This window comes from Neorhizobium sp. S3-V5DH, assembly GCF_004343065.1.
Lineage (GTDB): Bacteria > Pseudomonadota > Alphaproteobacteria > Rhizobiales > Rhizobiaceae > Neorhizobium > Neorhizobium huautlense.
This window is the reverse complement of sequence record NZ_SMCL01000002.1, coordinates 428,324-453,746: the sequence shown is the minus strand read 5'-3', so window position 1 is coordinate 453,746 and position 25,423 is coordinate 428,324. Positions and strand designations below refer to the sequence as shown.

Here is a 25,423-nt window from a genome sequence, read left to right as displayed (position 1 = left end):
TTCTCCGCCCTGTTCGTGGTTTATCCACCCCGCGCCCATGAAGAGCCTCAAACGTGATATTTTTGGGGCCGGCCTTTCCTGTGTTGCATCGCACACTAGGTGAGGGCACATGGAACGCTTCATTCAGGAATTCCGCAACGACACGGCATGGCTGCCGAACGGGGTCGTCAGCATCGGCGTGCTCGCCGTCGCCTTCCTGGTCGGCCTCGCCATCCAGCGCTTCGGCTTCCGCTTCCTGACGCGCCTGGTCGAGAGCAAGGATCTTTTCTGGAGGTCGCTGGTCGCCCGTACGCGGCGGCCGATGCGGCTTGCAATCCTCACCTGGACCTTGTCTTTCGGTGCCGCGATCGCCCCCTTGACCGAGGATCAATCCACGTTCCTCCGGCATGTCCTGCTGCTCTGCTTCATCATCGTCGTCGGATGGATGGCGAAGATCGTCCTGCATGTCTGGATGATCGTATATCTTCGCCGCTTCAAGCTCGATGCAGAAGACAACCTGCTGGCCCGTGCGCATGTCACCCAGTCGCGGATCGCCGAGCGCATCGCCGGTTCGATGATCGTGGCAATCACCATTGCGGCCATGCTGATGACGTTTCCGACCGTTCAGCAATACGGGGTCAGCCTGCTCGCATCGGCAGGCGTTGCCGGTATCGTGCTCGGTCTTGCGCTGCAGCCGGTGCTGAAGAACATTCTCGCCGGCATCCAGCTCGCCATCACCCAGCCGATCCGGATAGACGACGCCTTGATCGTCGAGGGCGAGTGGGGGAATGTCGAGGAGATCACGTCGACCTATGTGGTCATCAAGCTCTGGGACTGGCGGCGGATGATCCTGCCGCTCAGCTATTTCATCGAACGGCCTTTCCAGAACTGGACGCGCGAAGGGGCAGCCCTGATCGGCACCGTGATGATCTATCTCGACTATGCGGTTCCCGTTTCGGCCATTCGCCGCAAGGCGGAGGAGATCGCGGCAGCGTCACAGCTATGGGACAGGCGGGTTGTGGCGGTGCAGATCACGGATTTCAGGGAAAACGTCATGGAGATCCGGGTTCTCATTTCTGCTTCCAATGCACCGAAGACTTTTGATCTCCGCTGCGAGATGCGGGAAAAAATGATCGAATTCATCCAGAAGGAATATCCGGCAAGCCTGCCGCGTGTCCGGGCGGAGACCTTTGGCAATTCAAACGGCGCGATTGCTGCCGAAGCGATGCGGCAGCCTTCACTGCAGTCGTGAGTTGTCTAAAAAATAATACTCTAGGTCGCTAGATTCTTTAAATCTTTTAGTTAATTCGAAATGAAGCATGTGCCAGTAATTTGATTCATTACAGATGGCTCGCGAAGAGAGCCCCGAAATTGAGACGCAGCCATGGAACAGGTCGAGAATTTAATGCCGCTCATTCTCTTCTTTTGTGTGGTCTATGGCTTCTTCCGCTGGGTCGTTCATGACATGAACCGTTCCTCGGACTGACACGGCGCAGCGCACTCTCTGCTCCTGGCGGCGAGATAAAGTGTGTTGCATTGCTGCACTGCGTTAACCTTTATTTTAGCATTATCTTGCGTAGTCCGTGTGGTGTGCGATGCTCTCCCCAGGTTGGGAGACCAGGCACATGACCGAAAAACATCCCACGCAAGATGAACCCTATGATCCGCTGACCATCAATCGCTTCAAAATCGAGGCGGCGATGTTGGACCTGATCGATCAGTTGCAGCGGCAAGGGCTTGATAAGCTGGAGATCGCGCTGGCGCTTGCCGATGCCGCGGAAGACTATGTCATGCGTCTCGCCAGCACGACCCCCGACGAACCGGAAGACGATATCCGGCCGCACGGATACCAGTAGGAAGAACCTTCCGATCTCCACAGATCGACCGGGGGACAAGTCCCGAGATCATTGGTCCGTTTCCGTTGATGGCCATACTCCTTGCGCTGGCACGCAATCCTTTCTATATCCCCCAAGAATTGCCTGACGCGCGGCCGATCCCGCACCGGGCCGGATATTCCGCCCTTTGACTTCGGCATCGGCGGTTTGAGAGACCGAGAGAGTTACCCGTGAATACGCTGGATTTCGACAAAAGGCCGGAAGACACACGCGTTGTCGTTGCCATGTCGGGGGGAGTTGATTCCTCCGTCGTCGCAGGTCTGCTCAAACGTCAGGGCTATGATGTGCTCGGCATCACGCTGCAGCTCTACGATCACGGCGCGGCGGTGCACCGGGCAGGTTCCTGCTGCGCCGGCCAAGACATTGACGACGCGCGCCGCGTTTCCGAAACGCTCGGCATTCCACATTACGTGCTCGACTACGAAAAGCGGTTCCGGGAAACGGTGATCAATCCGTTTGCGGAAGCCTATGCCATGGGCGAGACGCCGATCCCCTGCGTCGCCTGCAACCAGACGGTCAAATTTGCCGATCTCCTGGCGACGGCGAAGGAACTGGGTGCCGATGCGCTGGCGACCGGCCATTACATCCGCTCGCGACCCAACCCGACCCCCGACAACCCGACCCGGCGTGCGCTCTTCCGTCCGGTCGACAGCGACCGCGACCAGAGCTGGTTCCTGTTTGCGACCACCCAGGAGCAGATCGACTATCTACGCTTTCCGCTCGGCGGCATGCCGAAGGCGGAGGTGAGGGCGCTTGCCGAAGACATGGGGCTCGTCGTCGCCAAGAAGGCTGACAGCCAGGACATCTGTTTCGTGCCGCAGGGCCGGTATGCCGACATCATCAGCAAGGTGAAGCCGAATGCCGCGCTTGCAGGCGAGATCGTCCATATCGACGGGCGTGTGCTCGGCCGGCACGAAGGTATCGTGCACTACACGATCGGCCAGCGCAAAGGCCTCGGGGTGGCAACCGGCGAACCGCTTTATGTCGTCTATCTCGACGCCCGCTCCCGCCGCGTGATCGTGGGGCCTAGAGAAGCGCTCGACACTCACCGGGTCTACCTGCGCGACGTCAACTGGATCGGTGACGGTTCGCTCGAAGCCGATGCCAGGGATGGTTTTGCCTGCTTCGCCAAGGTGCGCTCGACCCGTCCGCCGGCGCCTGCCGTCGTCCATTGCGACGATCGCGGCGTCTATGTCGACCTCGCCGTCGGGGAGGCGGGCGTGGCGCCCGGCCAAGCTTGTGTGCTCTATTCGGCGGAAGGGCCGGATGCGCGGGTCTATGGCGGCGGCTTCATCGAACGCTCGGAACGTGCCGCCGATGCGGAAGCCTCTCTGAAGGCATTGCTTTCCACGCCTGTCGCGGCCTGATCGGGCAACTTCCGGCGGCGCGGAAAATAGCCGCCGGATTTGCCAAAAGGCTGCTTGACACTTTGGTGACGGGGGTCTTATAAGCCGCACGACCGAAGCGGACTGGGCTCTTCAAGAGCTTTCCGCGGACCCTGTGGCGGGGTAGCTCAGTTGGTGAGAGCGCAGGATTCATAACCCTGAGGTCGGCGGTTCAATTCCGCCCCCCGCTACCACTTCCTATCCCCTGATGATGTCCTCGTATGCCATGGCCGCCTGGAGCAGGCCGTCGTCGTGATTGGCATTGGCCGAGAGCAGGAAGCCCACCGGCATGTCGGCATCGCCGGTCCCGCACGGGATGGAAACGCCGCACCAGTCGAGGAAATTGCCGAGCATCGTGTTGCGCAGTGTTTTTCCGTTTGCAGCAAAGAACGTATCGTCGTCAGCAAGATCGGCGATCTTCGGCGCCACGTGGGCGACCGACGGCATGGCGACGAAGCGGTTGCCGATCAGCGCTTCCGTCTCGGCGATCAGCCGTGCGCGGGTCTCCAGGATGGCGAGATAGTCGGGCAGCGTTATCTTTTCGCCGAGCCTGGTGCGGGCGACAACCCGCTGGTCCATATCGGCGGCTTCCGGTCCCCTCAGTCTTTCCTGATGAAGCCCAAAAGCTTCGGCGGTGACCAGGGCGCCCCGCGTGGACATCAGCCGCAGGATTTCGCCGAAGGCGGGGATGGCTATGCGAGTCACCGTGCAGCCAGCCTTCTCCAGCCGCTGGATCGCCGCTTCGAAGGCCAGGGCCACTCCCGGTTCGGCGCCGTCGAAGACGATATTGGTCGGGACGACGATATCGAGCGGCACGGCCGGCTGTCTTGCGATCTGCGAGGCGGCAAGCCCGCGCATTGCCGCGTCTATCCAGACCGCATCCTGCACCGTGCGGCAGAGAGGACCAAGCGAGTCGAGGCTTTTCGCGAGAGGGTAGACGCCCTGCATGAGATGGCGGCCGCGGGTCGCCTTGTAGCCGACGACGCCGTTCAGGGCTGACGGAATGCGGACCGAGCCGCCGGTGTCGGTGCCCATCGCGACAGGCACGAGCCCTGCGGCGACCGCAACGCCCGCAGCGGAGGAGGAACCACCCGGAATCCGCGGCCCATCCTTGCTGCGCGGATTATGCGGCGTGCCGTAGTGCGGGTTGATGCCGATGCCGGAGAAGGCGAATTCGCTCATGTTGGTGCGGCCGATGGCAACCATTCCGGCCTGCTTGAGAAGATCCACCACGGCGGCGTCATTCTTGGCCGGTTCGGCAGCCTTCAGCACCCTGGAACCGGCCGTGGTCGGCAGGCCCTCGATGTCGAACAGGTCCTTCCACGCGATCGGGATACCGTCAAGGAGGCCAAGCGAACGGCCCTGCTTGAGGCGCTTCGAGGATGCCGAGGCTTCGGCCAAAGCCCGATCCTTGAAAAGTGTGATGAAAACCGCCTTGTCCGGATAGGCTTCGATGCCGGCGAATACCGTTTCGGTCACTTCGACCGGGTCGGCCGCGCCCGTCTGGATAAGCGCGGAGAGTTCGGCGATCGACATGGCTCCAAAAGACTTCGTCACGGCAGCTATTCCCCTCTTTCACTCCTGGCGGTTCACAGGTGTAGCCGATATTTTCCCGATGGACAGGAGATTTGTTGCGTCGCAACGGCGCAAAGGAACTTCAAGCGGCTAAAAGCAGTTCAGCGAGTCCCCGCTCAAACGGGAACAATCAGAGGATCGTCCCATGAAGAACATCGTCGCCATTGCCGGTCTTGCCGTTATGCTGGCCGGCTGCAGCACGGCTACAGGCAGCTTCAATACTGGTGGCGGGCTGGAGCCCATCCCCGGCAGCATCACCTATGGTGGCCAGCCGCGCACCCGATTGAAAAAGGCGCCCGTCGGCAGTCTCGTGCCGCATACGTTCCGCAATTCCTTCGGCCAACGGGTGGATGAGGAATATATCATCCAGCCGGACCGCAGCCTGAAGCTGGTCAGCCGCCGGGTCTATCGGGGGCCGTTCTGGGACGATTGACAGATATCAGTCGGAGATCCTCGCCCAGGCCCGTTCGGTAGCAGGCGCCTCGTCGGTGGTGATCTGATCCGGTTTCAACGCCATCAAAGTCCTGAAGGCGTGGGCTTCGGTTTCGCTGAAGCCTGTTTCGGGGTTCTTGAGGTTGAAGGTCCAGGCATCGACCAGCTTGCCGGCATCGTGGCAGAGGGCGATCAGGTCGAGCCCGTCGCGGGCGGCCTGCAACAGGAGTTCCCAGGCAAGATAGATGGTGTCCGGCTCGGTCGGCCCGGCGAGATCGGAGCGAAGGTCTGTTTCCACAGCCTTGAGGCCCTGATGCCGATAAATCTCGACGAGCTTGTCGGTGGGGTCGATGCCGCGCTTGAGATCCGGCAGCCTTTCCTTCACTGCAAGGATGAGGTCGAGATCGGCGCCGCTGACGATGATCGAGGAACCGGCACCGGCGAAATGGTGGGCGAGATGATCGAGGCCTCGGTCGCCGATTACCGCCAGTTCATCCTTCATGTCGAATTGCAGCAGCGCGTCAGGATGCGCCGCTTCGAGCATGGTTGCCAGATCCTCGCTAAGGATCGGCGGGGTGCCGGCTTTTTTCATCCGCAGACGTCTGATGTCCTGCGCGGAAGCTTGGCGGACGAGGCCGCTGCCGTCCGTCTCGCCCTCCAGTTCCCCGTCGTGCAGCACAACGAAGCCGCCGTCGGCGCGGACCCTGAGGTCGAGTTCGGTCGAGGCGCCCAGGCGGAACCCATCCGCCATCACGCTGGCGGAAAATAGCGGATCGCTCATGCTGCGGCGCAGGCGATGCCATTTGAGACGTGTGAAATGATCGCGATAGGCGATGCCCAGGCCTGAATATTCGGATGTCATACCGGTCCGCAAAGGTGAGAGGCGATTCGGGAAGAGCCCCAGACTATGCTCTTCTGTTTCCCCTGCCACAGATCGATGACAGAATTCTGAACACCTCCTGCAATCTTCCATTCGGATTGAAGCCCGCAACAGGCGGCATGATTGGCGGCAGATTGACGCGCAACGGGGGAACATGTTGCGATGGGGGCGGGTTTGGCGGTAATCCCGCAAGGATATAGCCCGCCCTATGTCACGAAAGGCAGATATCATGGCTTATGAAGCGAACTGGGCGCCTCTTTCCCCGTACACCACCGGGATACGCGGCCGCTGCCCGCGCTGCGGCCAGGGCCATCTCTTTAACGGCTTTCTGACTTTGAAGCCGAGCTGCGAGGTCTGCGGCCTCGATTATTCTTTTGCCGATCCTGCCGATGGTCCTGCATTCTTCGTCATCTGCTTCGCCTGCGTGCCGAGCGTCGCGCTGGCGGTGTGGATCGAGGTGATGTTCCAGCCGCCGTTCTGGGTGCACCTGCTGATCTCGCTGCCCGTGCTGTTGATTACCTGCCTGCTGCCCCTCAGGCCGCTCAAGGGCTGGCTGGTCAATAGCCAGTATTTCTACAAGGCGGAGCAGGGAAAGATCGACAGAGGCCCTGGCGGAACTCAGGCGGGCGACCGGCAAAAGGACGGCAGCTGACCGGCAGTTTGCCGAACGGGCTCCATGTGCCGATCGAATTCAGGAACAATTTTCTCCTGAAGCCATTCGAGAGGTTAGAATTCAAGGAGCCCGCAATGACTGATACCGCCGAAATCGAAATGGAAGTTCACCGACGATCATTGGCCGTCGAGGGAGCGCTGCTCGTCCTGATCGACGGTCTCGCCGCGCGCGGCACGATCTCAGCGGACGAGGCGGAGGAGATGCTGCAGATATTGTCGAAGAGTTCGGATTTCTCCGCCACCCGCGCTTCGAGTTCTCTGAGGATCGTCACCCAATTGAAGCGTCTTCGTGGAGGAGATGGTGCGGCGACCCCCGGAGCTTAAGGTGGTGAACTGCAGGAAGGTGCGTTTCGGCGCGCCTTTTTCTTTTTCAGCAAGGTCTTGCTCTAAAGTGGAACATCCCGCTGTGAGGCTAGTTGGAAGATAAAACTTTCCAACGAAAAACACGGAGCTTTCCATGCCCCAGTATCCCACCCCACCTTTTCCCGAGCAGCAGCAGCCGATGCCTGGCTTTACCGGCCGTATGGACCCGGTGCCGGACCACGGCGAACTTTCTTATCGCGGTGCAGGGCGGTTAACGGGGAAAAAGGCGATCATCACCGGCGGCGATAGCGGTATCGGCCGAGCCGTCGCCATTGCTTATGCGCGCGAAGGCGCCGATCTGCTGATCTCGTATCTCGATGAGGACGAGGATGCCAGGGACACCAAACGCCTGGTGGAAGAAGCAGGCCGCAAGGCAGTGCTTATGCCCGGTGACATCAAGACCTCGGCTCATTGCCGCGCCATCATCGACAAGGCCGTCAGCGAACTCGGCGGCATCGACATCCTCGTCAACAATGCGGCGCATCAGGCCACTTTTTCATCGATCGAGGACATTTCGGACGAGGAGTGGGAGCTGACCTTCAAGGTCAATATCCACGCGATGTTCTATCTGACCAAGGCGGCCGTGCCGCATATGAAACCGGGCAGCGCGATTATCAACACCGCGTCGATCAATTCCGACAGCCCGAACCCGTCGCTGCTCGCCTATGCGACCACCAAGGGCGCGATCCAGAATTTCACCGCCGGTCTGGCGCAGCTCCTCGCCGAGAAGGGCATTCGCGCCAATGCCGTTGCGCCCGGTCCGATCTGGACGCCGCTCATTCCGTCGACGATGCCGGAAGACAAGGTGAAAGAATTCGGCAAGCAGGTGCCGATGAAACGACCGGGACAGCCGGCCGAACTTGCCACCACCTATGTAATGCTGGCGGACCCGCTCTCCAGCTACGTCTCCGGCAGCACGATTGCGGTCACCGGCGGCAAGCCGATGATCTGACCGGCTCTCCTCCCCCCCAGAACAACGGCGGCATGTGCGCAGGCCGCCGTTCGGCGTTTCAGGTTCTTCGCCCGATTTCCCTGGCCAGATCATCAAAACAGAAGGATTTGCCTTCTTCATGCGCCTCGTTCGCCAGAAGCAGGAGGCGGATCGGAAAGGCTACTGCCTTCTGATGGGAGCTCGACACGTTGAGCGGCTTGTCGTCGGCCAATACTGCGCGCTCCGTGGCTTGAAGGACATCCTGCAGTTCGGCGTTCGACACGAGCCCCTTGTCGACGAGAAGCCGGTTGACGGCGGCAAGCGCCAGATAGAGGCCTTCAAGCTGAGGGTTGGCAGTGTTCATGTCTCTGTCCTTTGCGTGGAAGACGGCACGAAGGAGGCTGCATTTTCGTCGATCAGCCGTGCTCCGCGCTGGCGGGTCAGGTAGCGCCAGATCCACTGGATGCTGACGAGCAGCCGCTTTTCGAAATTGACCAGCAGATAAACGTGCACCAGCGCCCAAAGAAGCCAGGCGAACCAGCCCTTGAGCGTCCATCTGCCGAAATCGAAGATCGCGGAATTGCGCCCCACGACCGCCGTATTGCCGCGGTTGCGGAAGCGGAACGGTTCGACTGGTTTACCAGCCAGCAAACTGGCGCCTAAAGCCTTGCCGAGATATTCTCCCTCCTGCTTGGCGACCTGGGCGAGTGCGGGCAGCGGTTTGCCGTCTTCAGCAAGTCCGAGGGCCGTGTCGCCGATGGCATAGACATCCGGAAAGCCAGTGACGGAAAGATCGGGCTCGACCGGAATCCGCCCGCCTGCCTTGCCCTCGATGCCAAGCCATCTGCCTGCGGGAGATGCCTTGACGCCGGCTCCCCAGATGACGCAGCCGGTGCGGATACGCATGGAGCCTGCCACCACCTCGTTCTTGCTGATCGCCTCCACCGCTACGCCGGTCATCACCTCGACCCCCATCTTTTCCAGTGCCTGCCGGGCATAGGCCGTGAGATCGTCTGGAAAGGCCGACAGTATCTTGGGGCCTGCCTCGATGAGGATCACCCTCATATGGTCGGGCTCCAGCTTGCGAAAGTCGCGGGTAATCATGAAGTGCCCGAGTTCCGCAATCGCGCCGGCCATCTCGACACCCGTCGGGCCGCCGCCGATGATGACGCTGGTCAGCAGCGCCTTTTTCTCTTCGGGATCGTGGGAAAGTTCTGCTTTCTCGAAAGCAAGCAGCAGGCGCTGGCGGATCAGCCGGGCTTCGTGAATGGTTTTCAGGCCTGGGGCCCAGGCCCGCCAGTCGTCGTGACCGAAATAATTGTATTCCGAACCGGTGGCGATCACGAGCCGATCGTAGGCGACCTCGTTTCCGTCATCGAGCTTCACCGTTTTCGCCGCAGCATCGACGCCGGCCACTTCCGCCAGCATGACCTTGATATTGCGGTAGCGTCCGAGGGTACGGCGGATCGGTTCTGAAATGTCCGCCGGCGACAGGGCGGCCGTGGCGACCTGGTAAAGCAGCGGCTGGAACAGGTTGTGGTTGCGCCGATCGATAACGGTGACATCCACCTCGGTATTGCCGAGCTCACGGGCTGCTGCGAGGCCGCCGAAGCCGGCGCCGACGATGACGACCCTGGGGGGCGGGCGGGAAGAACTCGTGCCGTCCACAATCTCGTTTCGGGAGTTTTTTTCGTCCATTTCCCCACCCGTTGGGCAAAGCTCGCAGCCTCGCACGACGCTCGTTCAACACCCGGAGGAGGCGTTTGTTCCAAGTCCCGTTGCCGGAACCTTTTTACGCCCGCGCCGTTCAAATCCACAACAAGGAAAGGAGAATGCCATGAACAGCATCGTTTGGTTGGTCGGCGCCGTGGTGATTGTGATCGCGGTTTTAAACCTCGTCGGATTCGCTTGATTTAGCTTGATTAATTTTATCTGGAGGCTTTGCTTCCAAACGGCAACCTGAACAGGAGATCGTCATGAACAGCATTGTCTGGCTCGTTGGAGCCGTCGTTATCGTTCTTGCCATCTTGTCCTTTATCGGCATCGGTTGAGAGGCAAGGCTCGAGGGAGAGTTATCAGAGGCACCGGACCCAGGCGGATCGGTGCCTTATTTGCTGCGCCATCACTCCGCCAGCAGAAGGCCGAAGGGGTGTTCGGCGAAGACCCAGCTAACCGGAATCCGTTCCTTCGGATCGATACTCTTGCCGCTGCAGATGTCGCGATAACGGCGGTTTGCGAGCCTCTCCGGAAGGGTGATCTCGGTCTCCGCCCATCGTTCGGAACGAGGTTCCGACACGCCCGTGTGAAGCGCATTGAAAACGAGCCTCGGGGCGATCACCACGATCGCGTCGTCGGCTTCCGCGCGGGCGAAGGCGACGATATTCCCCGCTCGCTTGCCGGTCACGCCAAGCGGCACATACTCGCCCTTGCGAAACAGCGTCGGGGCTTCCTGGCGAAGGCGCAGCAGGGCCGCGATGACCTGCTGTTTCAGTTTTCCACTCTGCCATTCCTCCTCTTCCGACGAGGCGAGTTTTCCCTTTTCCGAAAGCCGTTCCTGCAGCGCCCCGAAGTCCGGTTCCCGCCGGTTGTCCGGATCCACCAGGCTAAGGTCGAGGCCCTCGCTGCCTTGGTAGATATCGGGCACTCCGGGAGCGGTGAGTTTGACAATCGTCTGGGTGAGGCCGTTTACCAGGCCTGCGCGAATGAAAGGGCGAAGCGTATGGGTGAAATCCGCCAGGAACATCCGGTTGTCGGGTGATAACAGCCGGCGGGCATAAGCGATGACGGCATCCTCATAGGCCTGATTGGCATTGCCCCAGTTGGTTCGAAGCTTTGCCTCGCGCAACGCCTTTTCCACATAGGCGGCAAAACGCGCCTCCAGCGACTCCAGACCTTGACGATCTTCCGGGCGCAGGTCGTTCGGCCAGGCTCCGGCAAGCGCCTGATAGAGCATCCACTCGACGCCGGGGTCGGGCGCCGGACCATCGGCCAGAACAACGACCCCCGCCTTGTTCATATCGCGCCAGCGGGCAACCGCCTCGGCCCATAGGTCGGGCGCTTCCGTTATCGTGAAGAGACGGGCGCGAGCATCCTCGCCACGCTTCGTATCATGAGTGGAGGTGCCGGAGAGGGCATCCGGCTGCCGCTTGAGACGGGTCTGCATCTCCTGATGGAACCGGTCGAGCGAAAAGACGCGAGGTAGCGGCTCGCTGCCAACCTCGTTCAGCGCCAGCAGCATATGGTGGCGGAAGAAAAGCGTGTCTTCGACCGATTTCGCCATCAGCGGACCGGTCAATTGCTGAAAGCGGGTGCGAAAGATGGAGGCGGGACCTGCGGCCGATTGCTCTACGTCGCCGATCAGGATGCGCTCGAGGAAGGAGAGGGCGTGATCGTCCGGCGCAGTTGGGCTGTTGCGCACCCTGTCGAGAACCTCGGAGAGCCGCTGCCGGCCTTCAGGCGGCATCCCTTCACGCGTGCCATAGGTACGATAGACGGGGAAGGCCACCAACAGCTCGCGCAGCGCGGTTTTGATCGAGGTTTCGGGGAGCGAGCACTCCCGGTCCTCGGCCTGACTGATCTGCATGGCGAGCTTCAACAGGCTGGCCACTTCACCCGAGAAATTGTGATCCGTCATCAGCAGCTTGGCGGCGCGCAATGCGGCCGCCATGTCGGCAGGCTTGCCAGTCACCCGCCCATAGGCGTCACGCAGGATATCGAGCTTGTCGGCATCGACCAGCACATCGCTGACGGCCGCGATGAACTCGTAACCGGTCGTGCCGGAAATCGGCCACTCCGCTGGGATGTGTTCGCCTTCGCCAAGGATCTTTTCGACGATGATGTAGCAGTCGGGGCCGGCCTCGTGGCGCAGCCGTTCAAGATATCCCTTGGGATCGGCAACTCCATCCACATGGTCGACGCGCAGGCCGTCCACCTTGCCGCTATGGACGAGTTCGAGGATGAACCGGTGGGTGTCGTCGAAGACCTTGCTGTCCTCCACCCGGACGCCGGCAAGGCCGGTGACTTCGAAGAAGCGGCGGTAGGAAAGCTCGCGCGGCGCGTCCCGCCAGGAGATCAGCCTATAGGGCTGCTCGTCATGCAGCCTGGCGATCTCTCTCCTGTCTGTGATCGACAGGGTTTCCGCTTCTCGGCCTTGGTAGCTCGCCGGGTCGAGAGGATAGAAGGCGTCGAAATAGGCCAAAGCAGGCCTGCCCGTCTGCGGGTCGGCTTTCACGGATATCTCGCCGGCTTCCAGAACCTTCTCGAACCTGTCGCCGAGAAAGGGCAGCGTCAGGCGTCGGCTCCAGTCGATGTCGAAATGGCGGGCATAGGCACTTTTTTCGCCGTTCTCCACCACGTCCCGCCACCATGGATTTTCCAGCGAGGCGGCCATGTGGTTCGGCACGATATCGAGGATGAGACCGAGGCCCTCCGCCTTGAGCGCCTTGACCATCCGTTCGAAACCCTCGCGGCCGCCGATCGTCGGTTCGACCTCATTGGCGTTCGTGACATCATAGCCATGCGTCGAGCCGGTTGTGGCGGTGAAGATCGGCGAGGCATAAAGATGGCTGATGCCCAAACGCTTCAGATAGGGCACCAGGGCCGCGGCTCGGTCGAAGGTCATGCCGTTGCGAAACTGGATGCGATAGGTGGCGAGCGGTATGCTCATAGAGCCTCTCCCGCGGGTTCGACGCTGACCAGTACCGAGTTCGGCGGCAGACGCTTTCCCGTCTCCGGCAAGGCAAAGATCACCCTGCCCGGTTGTTCCGGCAGCTCATGGTCCCGATCGCTGATGTTGAGAGCAAGCGAAAGCGTGCCCTTGGGGAAGCTCCACGAAACGGCGAGGAAGCCTTTGCCCGTCTTCACCACCTTGCCGCTGCGGCCACCTGCCGATCCGAGCAGCGGCACGACATAGCGCCTGCGAAGTTCCAGCAGTTCCTTCGTCAGCGCCAGCCAATCTCCGCCGTCGCTGGTTTCAAGCTTACTCCAATCGAGCTTGCAGACGTCGAAGGACTTTTTGGCATTGGGATCGGGCACCGCATCGCCCTCGTGACCGGCGTGACCCTCGAACTCCTTGCGGCGGCCTTCGCGAACGATCTTGGCCAGATCGCCGTGGAAATCCGTGAAGAACAGAAACGGGTTGGTCTCGCCATATTCCTCGCCCATGAAGAGGAGCGGGATATGGGGCGAAAGCAGAAGCGTCGCGAGCAGCACCTTCGTCCTGTCCGGACCGGCGAGCGAAATCAGCCTCTCGCCTTGCGCCCGGTTACCCACTTGGTCGTGGTTCTGGATGAAGTCCACGAAGGCGACGGGCGGCTGGTCGACGCTTTTGACGCCGCGCTTCTTGCCGTTCTGCGGCGAGACTTCTCCCTGATAGGCAAAACCTTCGGCGAGCACCCGGGCCACCAGCTGTTCCGGGTTTTTGGCGAAATCTTTGTAATAGGCGTGGGTCTCACCGGTCGCGAAGACATGGACAGCATTGTGAAAATCGTCGTTCCATTCGCCGGTGAAGAGCGGTGCATTACCCTGTTCGTCACGCGGATGCAGGAAAATGACATTGCGCGAATCCTCCGTCGTCAGATGGATCGGCCGTTCGGTGATCTCTGCGCGGATGCGTTCGGCGATCTCGATCAGCACGTGCTTTTCGGACGGATCTTCGATCTGGTCGATCGCGTCGAAGCGCAGGCCGTCGAGGTTGAATTCCTCCAGCCAGTAAAGGGCGTTTTCCACGATGTAGCGGCGCACCGGCTCCACGTCATAGGCGATCGCCGCGCCCCAGGGCGTCATTTTTTCCTCGTGGAAGAAAGATGGCGCAAGCAGCGGCAGATAATTGCCTTCCGGTCCGAAGTGGTTGAGCACGATATCCAGCACCACCGACAGACCATGGCCGTGGGCCGCATCGATGAAGGCCTTGAAATCCTCCGGCGGACCGTAGGCTGCGTGCGGCGCATAGAGCAGCACGCCGTCATAACCCCAGCCGCGGTTGCCGCCGAAATGGGCGACCGGCATGACCTCGATCATGGTGATGCCGAGCTCGACGAGATAGGGCAGTTTGTCGATTGCAGCCCGGAACGTGCCGTCCCTGGTGAAGGTGCCGATATGGAGTTCGTAGACGACCGTCTCCTCCCAAGGGCGGCCCTTCCAGTCAGTGTTTTGCCAAGCGTAGCTGGTGGGGTCAATGACCAGCGAGGGTCCGTTGACGTCGCCCTTCTGGCCGCGCGAAGCGGGATCGGGAACCGTCATGCCGTCGGCGAGGACGTAGCTGTATTCGACACCCGGTGCGATGCCTGTGGCAAGAAGCTCGAACCAGCCGTCGTCGGTGCGGGTCATTTCGGTATCGTCGCCGTCCAGCCGAAGTGTCACGGTCTCCTGGCCCGGCGCCCAGAGGCGGAACCGGACCTCGCCGGCGGCGACATATTCGGCTCCCCAAGTCTTCGGAAAAGTCCGGAATTCGGCAGCGGCATTGACGTCCGACATTATCGATCAGCCCCATTAAAAGAGACCGGCAAACGGTCGAGGGGCCTGCAAGTTCCATCCTTCCATCGGCGCGTAATAAAATTGCTGAAATGAGCAATAAATCGCAAGTTCGCGGGAGTGGCCCGCCAGCGATTCCGGCTCTAGATTAGGGGAAATGCAGACGGTTTCGAGGAGGAGATCTTTGCATGCTGACAGATGAGGAGGAGCTCATCCGTTCGACGGCCGCGGAGTTTTCCCGCGAGGTGCTGAGGCCCGGTGCGGCGGCGCGCGAGAAGGCGCACGCGATCGAGCCGGAGGTGCTCCAGCAGCTTGGCGAACTGGGTTTTCTGGGCATGCGCACGAGCGAGGAGTGGGGCGGCGTCGGCTGTTCCTATGTGGCGTATGCGAGCGCACTGATGGAAATCGCCGCCGGCGACGGTGCGGTCTCGACGCTGGTCAGCGTCCATAATTCACCCGTCTGTTCGCTCATCGACGCGCATGCTTCCGACGAGCAGAAGGAACAGTTCCTGCGGCCGCTCGCAGAGGGACGGCACATCGGAGCCTTCGCGCTGACCGAGGCGGATACGGGTTCGGATGCCGCAGCCATCCGAACCCGGGCGACCAGGGACGGAGGCGACTACGTCATCAACGGCTCGAAAATGTTCATCACGTCCGGCAAGATTGCCGGAACGGTCATCATTTTCGCTGTCACAGACCCTTCGGCCGGCAAACGGGGCATTTCGGCTTTCGTCACCTCCACGGATGTTCCGGGCTTTTCGATATCCAAGGTCGAGGACAAGCTCGGGCAGAAGGCGTCGGATACCGCGGCGCTGATGTTCGACAACCTGCGCATTCCCGAAAGCCAGCGAATCGGACCGGAAGGCGCAGGCCTGAAGATCGCGCTTTCTGGCCTGGAGGCCGGACGTATCGGTATCGCCGCCCAATGCGTCGGCATGGCGCAGGCGGCCTTCGACGTGGCACTCACCTATGCCAAGGAGCGCAAGACATTCGGAAAGCTGCTGCTCGAGCATCAGGCCATTGCCTTCCGGCTGGCGGAAGCGAAGACCCAGATCGAGGCGGCGCGTCAGCTTGTGCTGCATGCCGCACGGCTGAAGGATCGCGGCGAGCCCTGCCTGGACGAAGCCTGCATGGCGAAGCTCTTTGCCTCTGAGATGGCGGAGAAGGTGTGCTCCGAGGCGATTCAGACGCTCGGCGGCTATGGCTATATCTCCGATTTCCCGGTCGAGCGCATCTACCGCGATGTCCGCGTCTGCCAGATCTACGAAGGCACGTCCGACATCCAGAAGATCATCATCGCCCGCGGCCTGGCAAACTGAGAGGCAAGGATGAAGATAGAAGGCGGAAATTTCCTGGTGACGGGGGCCGCTTCGGGCCTCGGCCTTGCGACAGCAAAAATGCTCGTTGAAGCAGGCGGTCGCGTCGCTCTGCTCGATCTCGATGAGACGAACGGTCAGGCGAGGGCCAACGAGCTTGGCAGGGATACGATCTTCATCAAGACCGATGTGCGCAGCGGCACCGCCGTCGAAAACGCGGTGGCGCAGGCGGAGGCCGCAAACGGGCCGATTCGTGGTGCCGTCTGCTGTGCCGGAATCGCCCCATCGGAGAAGGTTCTTGGCAGGGAGCGCGTGCATGCGCTGGAAAGCTTCACGCGCGCTCTGGAGATTAATACGATCGGCACGTTCAACGTGATCCGGCTGGCGGCGCAGGCGATTGCGAAGGCCGAGCCAAACGAGGAAGGCGAGCGCGGCGTGCTGGTCGCCACTGCCTCGGTTGCCGCTTATGACGGGCAGATCGGTCAGGCGGCCTATTCCGCGTCCAAGGCGGCCGTTGCCGGCATGACGCTGCCGATTGCCCGAGAGCTTGCCCGCGACGGTATCCGCATGATGACGATTGCGCCCGGCATATTCGAGACGCCGATGATGGCGGGGTTTTCCGAAGAGGTGCGCTCCTCGCTCGGCAAATCCGTGCCGTTTCCGCCGCGGCTCGGCCGGCCCTCGGAATATGCGCGGCTGGTGCGCGACATTATCGAAAACCCGATGCTGAACGGCGAAGTCATCCGTCTCGACGGAGCGCTTCGCATGGCGCCGCGTTGAACGGGACAATACCCGGTTCTTTGGGAGGAGAAGCGAATGACGGATGACATGAAGTTCGGCCTGCCGGGCAAGTTAAGTCTTCATGTGCCGGAGCCGGAGGTGCGGCCGGGAGGCAAGCCGGATTTCTCCAATGTGACCATTCCGAAGGCGGGTTCCGTGCGCCGGCCGGAAGTGGACGTCGATCCCGAAACGATCCGCGATCTCGCCTTTTCCATCATCCGGGTCCTGAACCGGGAAGGCGAGGCTGTCGGCCCCTGGGCCGGGACGCTGACCAATGAGGAACTGATGGAGGGGCTGAGGCACATGATGCTCCTCCGCACCTTCGACAGCCGTATGCTGATGGCGCAGCGGCAAGGCAAGACCTCCTTCTATATGCAGCATCTTGGCGAAGAGGCGGTCTCCTGCGCCTTCCGCAAAGCGCTGCAGCCGGGCGACATGAATTTCCCGACCTATCGTCAGGCAGGCCTTTTGATAGCCGGCGGCTATCCGATGGTCGAGATGATGAACCAGATCTATTCCAACGACGCCGATCCCCTGAAGGGCCGGCAACTGCCGATCATGTATTCGGCGAAGGACTACGGCTTCTTCACGATATCAGGCAATCTTGCGACCCAATATGTGCAGGCGGTGGGGTGGGCCATGGCGTCTGCGATCAAGAACGACACGAAGATCGCAGCCGGCTGGATTGGCGACGGGTCCACTGCGGAGTCGGATTTCCATTCCGCCCTGGTCTTTGCGTCCACCTATCGCGCGCCGGTCATCCTCAACGTCGTCAACAATCAGTGGGCGATTTCCACCTTCCAGGGCGTTGCGCGCGGCGGTTCGGGCACATTTGCAGCGCGTGGGCTGGGCTACGGTCTGCCGTCCTTGCGCGTCGACGGCAACGATTATCTTGCGGTGCATGCAGTCGCCAAATGGGCGGCGGAGCGGGCGCGCCGGAACATCGGCCCGACGCTGATCGAATACGTCACCTACCGCGTCGGCGCCCATTCCACCTCCGACGATCCTTCTGCCTATCGCCCCAAGGAGGAGTCGGAGGCCTGGCCGCTCGGCGACCCGGTGATCCGGCTGAAGAACCATCTGATCCGCGTCGGCGCCTGGAGCGAGGAGCGTCACAAGCAGATGGAAGCGGAAATCCGCGACACGGTCGTTGCCGCCCAGAAGGAGGCGGAACGCCACGGCACGCTGCATTCCGGCGGCCGGCCGTCGATGCGCGACATGTTCGAAGGCGTCTACGCGGAAATGCCGCCGCATCTGAAGCGGCAGCGGCAGCAGGCGGGGGTGTGAGGGAGGCGGAGATGACCAATATGTATATCCTGTTCGCATCCTCGGCTGTCGGTAGATTGGGTGGTAAGCCATGCCTCTTGCCGATCTCCCCCTCAAGGGGTGAGATCATCGGGAGTTCGTCGCTCCGGCGGAACTCCATTCGCGACCCCCATTCTATTTGCATGGAGGCCTTCCCATGGCTCGCATGACGATGATCGAGGCTATCCGCAGCGCCATCGACGTGTCGATGGAGCGTGACGACAGCGTGGTCGTGTTCGGCGAGGATGTCGGTTATTTCGGCGGCGTTTTTCGGTGCACTCAGGGGCTCCAGCAGAAATACGGCAAGACGCGCTGTTTCGATGCGCCGATCAATGAATCCGGTATCGTCGGCACGGCGATCGGCATGGCGGCTTACGGGCTGAAACCCTGCATCGAGATCCAGTTCGCCGATTACATGTATCCGGCCTATGACCAGCTCACCCAGGAGGCGGCACGGCTGCGCTACCGCTCGAACGGGGAATTCACCTGCGGAATGGTGGTGCGGATGCCGACCGGCGGCGGCATATTCGGCGGGCAGACGCACAGCCAGAGCCCAGAGGCGCTGTTCACCCATGTCTGCGGCCTCCAGGTCGTGGTGCCCTCCAATCCCTATGATGCCAAGGGCCTGCTCATCTCCTCGATCGAGAATCCGGATCCGGTGATCTTCCTGGAGCCGAAGCGGCTCTATAACGGTCCGTTCGACGGCCATCACGACCGGCCGGTGACGTCGTGGGCGGGCCATCCGCTGGGGGAAGTGCCCTCAGAGCACTATTCCGTGCCGCTCGGCAAGGCGGTCGTCCGGCGGGAGGGCTCGGCCGTGACCATTCTCGCCTACGGCACCATGGTGCATGTGGCTGAGGCAACGGCGGAGGAGACCGGCATCGATGCGGAAATCATCGACCTGCGCACGCTGATGCCGCTCGATCTCGAAACCATCGTGGAGTCCGTCAGGAAGACCGGCCGCTGCATGGTGGTGCATGAGGCGACGCTGACCTCCGGTTTCGGCGCGGAACTTGCGGCGCTGGTGCAGGAGCATTGTTTTTACCACCTCGAAGCGCCGGTCGTGCGCATCGCGGGCTGGGATACGCCTTATCCGCATGCGCAGGAATGGGACTATTTCCCGGGACCTGTCCGGGTGGGCCAGGCGTTGCGCGACATGATGGAGGCCTGAGCGATGGCTGAGAGAATTATCAAGCTGCCGGATGTCGGCGAAGGGGTCGCGGAAGCCGAGCTCGTCGAATGGCATGTCAGTGTCGGCGACCTTGTGCGCGAGGACATGGTGCTCGCCGCCGTGATGACCGGCAAGGCGACCGTCGAGATCCCCTCTCCGGTGGAAGGCGAAGTGACCTGGCGGCACGGGGAAGTGGGAGACGTTATCCCCACCGGCACGGTTATCCTGAAGATCAAGACCGCAGGTGCCGAGGACGAAGAAGAACCGGAGGCGGAAATCCCCGCGTCCCAACCGGTGTCGCTTTCGATGGAGCCGAAACAGGAGCCAGCAGCGGAAAAGCCCAAGCTGGCTCCCGACATTGCACCGCTGCGGGTCGCCGCGGCACCGAAAACAGCCGGCGTTCCTCACGGGGCTCCGCGCGCTGAAGGCGAGAAACCGCTTGGTTCTCCCGCTGTCCGGCTGCGGGCGAAGGAAGCGGGTATCGATCTGCGTCAGGTCTCGGGGACGGGCCCGGCCGGTCGCATCACCCACGAGGATCTGGACGCATATCTCGGCCGCGAGAACGGTCCGGGCATGGCGGCGAGACTGCAGCCAAACAAGAACATCGAGGAGATCAAGGTCGTCGGCATGCGCCGCCGCATCGCGGAGAAGATGGCACTCGCCAAATCCCGCATTCCCCACATCACCTATGTGGAGGAGGTGGACATGACCGCGCTCGAAGAACTGCGCGCCCGCATGAACGCCAGCCTGAAACCCGGCAAGCCGAAGCTCACCATTCTGCCGTTCCTGATGCGGGCCATGGTGAAGGCAGTCGCCGAGCAACCGGGGATCAATGCGCATTTCGACGACGAGGCGGGCGTCATCCGCCAGTTCGGCGGCGTGCATATCGGCATTGCGGCGCAAACTCCGGCCGGGCTTGTCGTGCCGGTCGTCAAGCATGCCGAGGCGCGGGATATCTTCGACTGTGCCCGCGAGATGGCGCGGTTGAGCGATGCGGCGAAGAATGGCACGGCGCAGCGGGAGGAACTGACCGGCTCGACGATCACGATCAGTTCGCTCGGCGCCATGGGCGGCATCGTCTCAACGCCGGTCATCAACCATCCGGAAGTGGCGATCGTCGGCGTCAACAAGCTGGCGATACGACCGCATTGGGATGGCACGCAATTCGTGCCGCGCAAGATGATGAACCTGTCTTCCAGTTTCGATCATCGCGTGGTCGACGGCTGGGATGCGGCAACCTTCGTGCAGCGGCTGAAAGCGCTTCTGGAAACGCCAGCGCTGATATTCGTCGACGAGTGAGGTGGGGAAAGAACAATGAAAGAAATCACCTGCAAGCTCCTCGTCATCGGTGCCGGCCCGGGTGGCTATGTGTCCGCCATCCGGGCCGGTCAACTCGGCGTCGATACGGTCATCGTCGAAATGGCGAAGCCGGGCGGCACCTGCCTCAATATCGGCTGCATTCCCTCCAAGGCACTGATCCACACGGCCGACGATTTTCATAAGGCGGTCGCCATGGCCGCCGGCCGCAATGCCATGGGCATCAGGGCCGAAAGCCCGGCCATCGAGCTGGCAAAGACCATGGCCTGGAAGGACGGCATCACCGGCCGGCTGACCATGGGCGTCTCGGGTTTGCTCAAGAAGGCAGGCGTGAAAATCGTCGTCGGGCGTGCGAAATTTCGAGACGGCAAGACGGTGGAGGTGGAGACCGAGACCGGCCAGCAGGTCATCCGCGCCGAAAACATCGTGATTGCGACCGGATCGGCGCCGGTCGCACTGCCGATGCTGCCTTTCGGGGGCAAGGTGCTTTCCTCCACCGGCGCCTTGTCCCTGACCCAGGTGCCGGAAAGGCTAGCCGTGGTCGGCGCCGGTTATATCGGCCTCGAACTCGGCATCGCCTTCGCCAAGCTCGGCTCAAAGGTGACGGTCGTCGAAGCGCTCGATCGCATCCTGCCGCTCTACGACAGCCAGATCACCCAGCCAGTCGCGAAGCGGCTCTCGGCGCTGGGTGTTGAGATATTGCTGGGCACCAAGGTGAAGGGCATGTCTGCGAACGGCGAAGCCTTGCTCGCCGAAACGGCCGACGGCGAGGAAAGACGGATCGCCGCCGACAAGGTGCTGGTGACGGTGGGCCGCAAGCCGGTGACCGACGGCTGGGGCCGCGAGGAACTGGAACTCGATATGGACGGAAGGTATCTCCGGATAGACGACCAGTGCCGCACCTCGATGCGCGGCATCTATGCGGTCGGCGACGTGACCGGCGAACCCATGCTAGCGCACCGGGCGATGGCGCAGGGCGAAATGGTGGCGGAAATCGTTTCGGGCAAACGCCGAAACTGGGACAAGCGCGCCATTCCCGCCGTCTGCTTCACCGATCCGGAAATCGTGTCGGTGGGGCTGTCGCCGGATGAGGCGAGGGCAGCGGGCCGCGAGGTCAAGATCGGCCAGTTCCCCTTCACGGCCAACGGTCGCGCGATGACGCTGTCGTCCGAAGAAGGTTTTGTGCGCGTGGTGGCACGCGCCGACAATCACCTGGTGCTCGGCATTCAGGGCGTAGGAGTGGGAATTTCAGAGCTCTCCGCCGCCTTTTCGCTCGCGATCGAGATGGGAGCGAGGCTGGAGGATATCGCCGGCACGATCCATGCGCATCCGACCCAGTCAGAAGCTTTCGCGGAGGCGGCGCTGAAGGCGCTCGGGCATGCGCTGCATGTGTAACCGTGATTGAGGCTGTGATCGAGACGTCGCAATCGCAAAGAGACGGCGACGCCTTCTAAAGCTCCAACAACGCATAGGGCTTGCCGGTCGGCTTCTCGATATGTGATGCGACGTTATAGACCGGGGCGCCGCCGGGCGTCTTGCCCTGGTAGGTGCCTCGGTGCGCGTGGCCGTGGACGACGGCTTTAACCGGGAAGCGATCGATGGTCTCTGCGAGACGTGATGAGCCGAGAAAAGGATAGATTTCCTCCGGTTCGCCGGCCACCGTCTCGCGGATGGGGGCATAATGGAGGATGACCATGGCGCGCTCGGAGCGCACCTGGCGGAGGGCGTTTTCGAGCCGCATCGTCTCTTCGACGCTTTCGGTGACCATCGCCTTGATCGCCGGCTCCCCGAAGGAGCCGAGCATATGCCGGCCAAATCCGCCGGCAAAGCCTTTCACGCCTGCGAAACCGACACCGTTGATCTCGACGGCCTGTCCTTCCAGGAGGTGGACGCCGGCATCCTTCAGGATATGCGTCACTTCCTCCACGCAGCCGCATTCGTAGTCATGATTGCCGAGGACGCCGACGATGGGAATCGAGCAGGAGCGCAGGTCGGCAGCAAGGATCTCGGCCTCCTTCACCTTCCCAAGGTCGGTGAGGTCGCCGGTCAGCACCAATATGTCCGCGTTCTGGGAAATCTCGGTGAACAATTCCTTGTAGGATGTCGTGCCGTGCTCCTTGACATGCAGGTCGCCCATGGCGGCGATCTTAGCCTTGCCATTCGCCTTCTTTGCTCCGGCCTTGGCGGCGTCGTTGTTTACATCCGTCTCCTTGGTCACACCGTTCCTCCTTGTGCCGTTTCCTGCTGTACGCCTTCGCGCAGTTCACCTTCTCCGCCTACGTCCGCGAAACCCCATTCCTTCACGTCGATTTCGAAATCCACCCGGCTGAACATGCGGCCGCGGCAGATCTTCATCTGCGGCAGCGGCAGTTCGCGCTGCGCCTTCAGCCGGTCAAGCAGTTCGTCCAGCAGCCAGTCGGGCACCTTGTCCCGCTCGGTCGGATAGATCCAGCGGAAGTTCAGGAGGTGGATCAGCAACACCTCCCAATGCACTTCCATGTGATTGAGAAGCCGCTGCCAGTCGATCTGGTCATGCGCCCGCAAGATGACGTGGACGATGTCGCCGCCATCATATCTGTGGCGAAGCTGCACAAAGCATTTCGACCAGACGAGCTCCGTGGGCGCGATGATGCGCACCTTGTGGCCGTTCATCTCGATCTGACGGGCGTTCTCGAACCAGGTATCGCCGATCGGCATGGTGCCGTTCGAGCCGGCGAAAATCACGTCGAAAAAGTGCCGGCCCTTCTTCACCTTGCCGAGCCAACGGTCGTCTTCCACCTCGATCTCGTAGCCCTTCTCCTTGAAATGGGCGAGGATGCGGGCGTAGTCGCCCGCCCGGCAGAAGATATCCAGATCCTTGGTCGGGCGGGAAATGCCGGTATAGGCGCTGACCGCAAAAGTCCCGGCCAAAAGGAACGGGATGTGGCAGTTGACCAGATCCTCCAGAGCCCCGGCAACGAAGGATTCCGAATCGGCATCCGCCAGCGTCGGCGAAGCCTTCACCTCCATGTCTGGCTCGTTCTTCAACGCGTCCTTCTCCGATCTCGGAGTGAGGGTCAGCGCTGCATTGGCTTCGGCGTTCATCAAGCTCTCCCAATCTCGGCTCGCGCAGGGGAACACTCAGGTGCGCCTGTAGGTTCCGCTTCGACCCCTTTCCGGATCAGGAGATCAGGTCAGCGTTCGGGATTATCGGCGTTCGCCATCGGGCTGGCGCGGCCATCCGGCTGGTCGGTGTCCTCGCGCTGGTCTCGGTCTTCGAGATCGGTTTGGACGAGATACGTATCGCCGCCCCCCATCCTTGCGGCTTCCTTGAGTGCCTCCTGGTTGGTCATGTCCATCTGCGCGTGAAGGGCATCCTCCACTCTTTCCCGTCCCTCCTGTTCGAAACGGGAGGAGTCGCCGCCGGCTGCGGTGTTGCGTTTCTCGCTCATTGTTGGCCCTTTCTGCGTTCTGAAGCCGCTGACACGCGCGGCAGCTCAGCAGAACAACCCGTCAATGGACCACATGTTCCGTCTCAAAATCTGGAACCAAAGCGGCGGCGCCATGTTGTTTTCCAGAGTGAAAATACGAGGAGGCCGATATGCCTGCAAAATCCAAAGCACAACAGAAAGCAGCCGGTGCCGCCCTGGCTGCCAAGCGTGGCGACATCAAGAAGAGCGAGCTCAAGGGAGCCTCGAAAAGCATGGAGAAACCCATGACAGAAAAGGAACTCGACAAGATGGCTTCTACGAAGCGGAAGGGAAAGCCGGAGCACGCCGCACAGCATTGATCGTTCCGGAACTTTGGAGATCGGGCGAGCGTTACGGGACGCTCGCCTTTTGTTTTCCGGGATGATTTTATGGTTTCCAATCCGACCAGCCTGACTCCAGAGCATGATCTCGAACCGCGCAAGGGCAGCCCGAGTCCTCGCCTCGACGAAGCCGAGTTCAAGCGGCGCTTTCTGGACCAGTTCCAGGACAGAGCCTATGTTCCGCTGTCGGTGGAGTTGGGCCGTATCGCGGAGGCTGCCTGGGACGCCTATCTCCACTCCCGAAAGAGCCCGAAGACACGTAAAGCCGGGCCGGATTTCGCAGATCCGGACTATGACCTTGCCACCGACTGGCTGGCGGCACGGGAAGAAATCCAGGCGGCGCAGGCCCGGCATGACGAGGCGGCCGGTCCCAGGCGTTTTCTCCTGATCAGCGGATCGTCGCGAACCGAACACACCTGCCCGGGAGAGATCTCGAAAACCTATCGGCTGATCAAGATTGCCGAAGACGTGCTGCGGCAGGCGTCTCATGTATCGGTCGAAGTCCTGGATCTCAGCCGTCTGACGTCGGAATACGGCCGACACATTCATCCTTGCAAGGCGTGCTTTTCGACCGCGGCCGCGCTCTGTCATTGGCCGTGTTCATGTTACCCGAACTATTCGCTAGGGCAGGTCCATGACTGGATGAATGAAATCTATCCCCTATGGGTTGAGGCGCACGGCATAATGATCATCACGCCGGTCAACTGGTATCAGGTCTCGTCGCCCGTGAAGCTGATGATGGACCGGCTGGTCTGTGCCGACGGAGGAAATCCCGATCCCACCACCACCCACGGCAAACACGCCAAGGAAGCCAAGGAGATCGAGATGCGCGGCTGGCATTATCCGCGGCATCTGGAGGGACGGCTCTATTCCGTCATCAGTCACGGAGATGTGGAGGGTGCAGAAAATACACGCCGCAGCCTTTCCGACTGGTTGCGCTTCATGCACCTTGTGCCCGCCGGCCCTTTGGCGGAATTTGACCGCTATATCGGCTACTTCGAGCCTTACGCCACAAGCCACGAGGCGCTCGACAGGGACAAGGCCGTCCAGGAGGAAGTCCGCAACGCGGCCCGAACGCTGCTGGAGGCTGTGCTCGCCAAGCACGCCGGGCACAAAATCGGCGCCGGCGACCGTTTGCAGGAACCACGCTCAAAATAGCTT

At 61.5% G+C, this 25,423-nt stretch carries 24 protein-coding genes and 1 tRNA gene; 16 read left to right on the top strand and 9 right to left on the bottom strand.

Going from position 1 to position 25,423, the window contains the following annotated elements:
• Positions 1-109: 109 nt before the first annotated feature.
• The 4 genes from EDE09_RS05730 (at position 110) to EDE09_RS05715 (ending at position 3,453) form a co-directional block, all read left to right on the top strand.
• Positions 110-1,231, top strand: coding sequence for a mechanosensitive ion channel domain-containing protein (locus tag EDE09_RS05730; RefSeq protein WP_105373058.1), 1,122 nt, complete (start codon positions 110-112; stop codon positions 1,229-1,231).
• Between the two features lie 373 nt (positions 1,232-1,604).
• Entirely contained in the window at positions 1,605-1,835 is a 231-nt protein-coding gene (locus EDE09_RS05725; protein ID WP_105373057.1) for a hypothetical protein, read from the top strand.
• Between the two features lie 209 nt (positions 1,836-2,044).
• Positions 2,045-3,241 carry a tRNA 2-thiouridine(34) synthase MnmA gene (gene mnmA, locus EDE09_RS05720; protein ID WP_105373056.1) on the top strand — a complete coding sequence of 399 codons (1,197 nt, stop codon included), beginning with the start codon at positions 2,045-2,047 and terminating at the stop codon, positions 3,239-3,241.
• 135 nt (positions 3,242-3,376) lie between these two features.
• Positions 3,377-3,453: transfer RNA gene (locus EDE09_RS05715), tRNA-Met, on the top strand.
• A gap of 4 nt (positions 3,454-3,457) precedes the next feature.
• Here EDE09_RS05715 and EDE09_RS05710 read toward each other — a convergent pair.
• Positions 3,458-4,816 (bottom strand): amidase, encoded by a 1,359-nt coding sequence (locus EDE09_RS05710; RefSeq protein ID WP_105373055.1) that lies wholly within the window; start codon positions 4,814-4,816, stop codon positions 3,458-3,460.
• 163 nt (positions 4,817-4,979) lie between these two features.
• Between EDE09_RS05710 and EDE09_RS05705 the strand changes: the two genes are divergently transcribed.
• Positions 4,980-5,267, top strand: a complete 288-nt coding sequence (locus EDE09_RS05705; protein ID WP_105373054.1) for a hypothetical protein — start codon at positions 4,980-4,982, stop codon at positions 5,265-5,267.
• A gap of 6 nt (positions 5,268-5,273) precedes the next feature.
• Here the strand turns inward: EDE09_RS05705 and EDE09_RS05700 are convergent, their stop codons facing one another.
• Complete coding sequence (locus EDE09_RS05700) at positions 5,274-6,128, bottom strand: glycerophosphodiester phosphodiesterase family protein (protein WP_105373053.1); 855 nt, start codon at positions 6,126-6,128, stop codon at positions 5,274-5,276.
• A 247-nt stretch (positions 6,129-6,375) separates the two neighbouring features.
• On the opposite strand from EDE09_RS05700, the gene EDE09_RS05695 reads away from it, so the two are divergent.
• The 3 genes from EDE09_RS05695 (at position 6,376) to EDE09_RS05685 (ending at position 8,133) form a co-directional block, all read left to right on the top strand.
• Positions 6,376-6,798 carry a DUF983 domain-containing protein gene (locus tag EDE09_RS05695; RefSeq protein WP_105373052.1) on the top strand — a complete coding sequence of 141 codons (423 nt, stop codon included), beginning with the start codon at positions 6,376-6,378 and terminating at the stop codon, positions 6,796-6,798.
• Between the two features lie 95 nt (positions 6,799-6,893).
• Positions 6,894-7,142 carry a hypothetical protein gene (locus EDE09_RS05690; RefSeq protein WP_132409301.1) on the top strand — a complete coding sequence of 83 codons (249 nt, stop codon included), beginning with the start codon at positions 6,894-6,896 and terminating at the stop codon, positions 7,140-7,142.
• A 133-nt stretch (positions 7,143-7,275) separates the two neighbouring features.
• The gene (locus EDE09_RS05685) at positions 7,276-8,133 is read left to right on the top strand and encodes an SDR family oxidoreductase (protein ID WP_105373050.1); all 858 of its coding nucleotides are present in this window, start codon (positions 7,276-7,278) and stop codon (positions 8,131-8,133) included.
• 58 nt (positions 8,134-8,191) lie between these two features.
• Here the strand turns inward: EDE09_RS05685 and EDE09_RS05680 are convergent, their stop codons facing one another.
• The 4 genes from EDE09_RS05680 to treZ form a co-directional block, all read right to left on the bottom strand.
• The gene (locus EDE09_RS05680; protein ID WP_105373049.1) at positions 8,192-8,476 is read right to left on the bottom strand and encodes a hypothetical protein; all 285 of its coding nucleotides are present in this window, start codon (positions 8,474-8,476) and stop codon (positions 8,192-8,194) included.
• Complete coding sequence (locus EDE09_RS05675) at positions 8,473-9,810, bottom strand: NAD(P)/FAD-dependent oxidoreductase (protein ID WP_105373048.1); 1,338 nt, start codon at positions 9,808-9,810, stop codon at positions 8,473-8,475. The genes EDE09_RS05680 and EDE09_RS05675 overlap by 4 nt, the downstream gene beginning before the upstream one ends.
• A 424-nt stretch (positions 9,811-10,234) precedes the next feature.
• Positions 10,235-12,778 (bottom strand): malto-oligosyltrehalose synthase, encoded by a 2,544-nt coding sequence (gene treY / locus EDE09_RS05670; protein WP_132409299.1) that lies wholly within the window; start codon positions 12,776-12,778, stop codon positions 10,235-10,237.
• Positions 12,775-14,586 (bottom strand): malto-oligosyltrehalose trehalohydrolase, encoded by a 1,812-nt coding sequence (treZ, locus tag EDE09_RS05665; RefSeq protein ID WP_105373046.1) that lies wholly within the window; start codon positions 14,584-14,586, stop codon positions 12,775-12,777. Before treZ ends, treY begins: the two co-directional genes overlap by 4 nt.
• Positions 14,587-14,771: 185 nt before the next feature.
• On the opposite strand from treZ, the gene EDE09_RS05660 reads away from it, so the two are divergent.
• The 6 genes from EDE09_RS05660 to lpdA all read left to right on the top strand — a co-directional run bounded on the left by EDE09_RS05660 (position 14,772) and on the right by lpdA (position 21,867).
• Complete coding sequence (locus tag EDE09_RS05660) at positions 14,772-15,902, top strand: acyl-CoA dehydrogenase family protein (RefSeq protein WP_105373045.1); 1,131 nt, start codon at positions 14,772-14,774, stop codon at positions 15,900-15,902.
• 9 nt (positions 15,903-15,911) lie between these two features.
• Positions 15,912-16,679 carry a 3-hydroxyacyl-CoA dehydrogenase gene (locus EDE09_RS05655; protein ID WP_105373044.1) on the top strand — a complete coding sequence of 256 codons (768 nt, stop codon included), beginning with the start codon at positions 15,912-15,914 and terminating at the stop codon, positions 16,677-16,679.
• A 36-nt stretch (positions 16,680-16,715) separates the two neighbouring features.
• Positions 16,716-17,966: a 3-methyl-2-oxobutanoate dehydrogenase (2-methylpropanoyl-transferring) subunit alpha gene (locus EDE09_RS05650; protein ID WP_205839346.1), complete on the top strand. Its 1,251-nt coding sequence runs from the start codon at positions 16,716-16,718 to the stop codon at positions 17,964-17,966.
• Between the two features lie 175 nt (positions 17,967-18,141).
• Entirely contained in the window at positions 18,142-19,155 is a 1,014-nt protein-coding gene (locus EDE09_RS05645) for an alpha-ketoacid dehydrogenase subunit beta (protein ID WP_105373043.1), read from the top strand.
• A 3-nt stretch (positions 19,156-19,158) separates the two neighbouring features.
• On the top strand, positions 19,159-20,454 hold the full coding sequence (locus EDE09_RS05640; protein ID WP_132409297.1) for a dihydrolipoamide acetyltransferase family protein: 1,296 nt from the start codon (positions 19,159-19,161) through the stop codon (positions 20,452-20,454).
• 15 nt (positions 20,455-20,469) lie between these two features.
• A complete protein-coding gene (gene lpdA, locus EDE09_RS05635; protein WP_105373041.1) occupies positions 20,470-21,867 on the top strand; it encodes a dihydrolipoyl dehydrogenase in 1,398 nt (465 codons plus the stop codon).
• Between the two features lie 55 nt (positions 21,868-21,922).
• Here lpdA and EDE09_RS05630 read toward each other — a convergent pair whose 3' ends face one another.
• From EDE09_RS05630 to EDE09_RS05620, 3 genes are all read right to left on the bottom strand, one after another.
• Positions 21,923-22,609, bottom strand: coding sequence for a metallophosphoesterase (locus tag EDE09_RS05630; RefSeq protein WP_105373076.1), 687 nt, complete (start codon positions 22,607-22,609; stop codon positions 21,923-21,925).
• 77 nt (positions 22,610-22,686) lie between these two features.
• On the bottom strand, positions 22,687-23,481 hold the full coding sequence (locus EDE09_RS05625) for a nucleotidyltransferase family protein (RefSeq protein WP_245422933.1): 795 nt from the start codon (positions 23,479-23,481) through the stop codon (positions 22,687-22,689).
• Positions 23,482-23,645: 164 nt separating this feature from the next.
• Positions 23,646-23,903, bottom strand: coding sequence for a hypothetical protein (locus EDE09_RS05620; RefSeq protein WP_105373039.1), 258 nt, complete (start codon positions 23,901-23,903; stop codon positions 23,646-23,648).
• 149 nt (positions 23,904-24,052) lie between these two features.
• Between EDE09_RS05620 and EDE09_RS05615 the strand changes: the two genes are divergently transcribed.
• Positions 24,053-24,241, top strand: coding sequence for a DUF3008 family protein (locus EDE09_RS05615; protein WP_132409295.1), 189 nt, complete (start codon positions 24,053-24,055; stop codon positions 24,239-24,241).
• A gap of 69 nt (positions 24,242-24,310) precedes the next feature.
• Complete coding sequence (locus EDE09_RS05610; protein ID WP_105373037.1) at positions 24,311-25,420, top strand: flavodoxin family protein; 1,110 nt, start codon at positions 24,311-24,313, stop codon at positions 25,418-25,420.
• Positions 25,421-25,423: the final 3 nt, after the last annotated feature.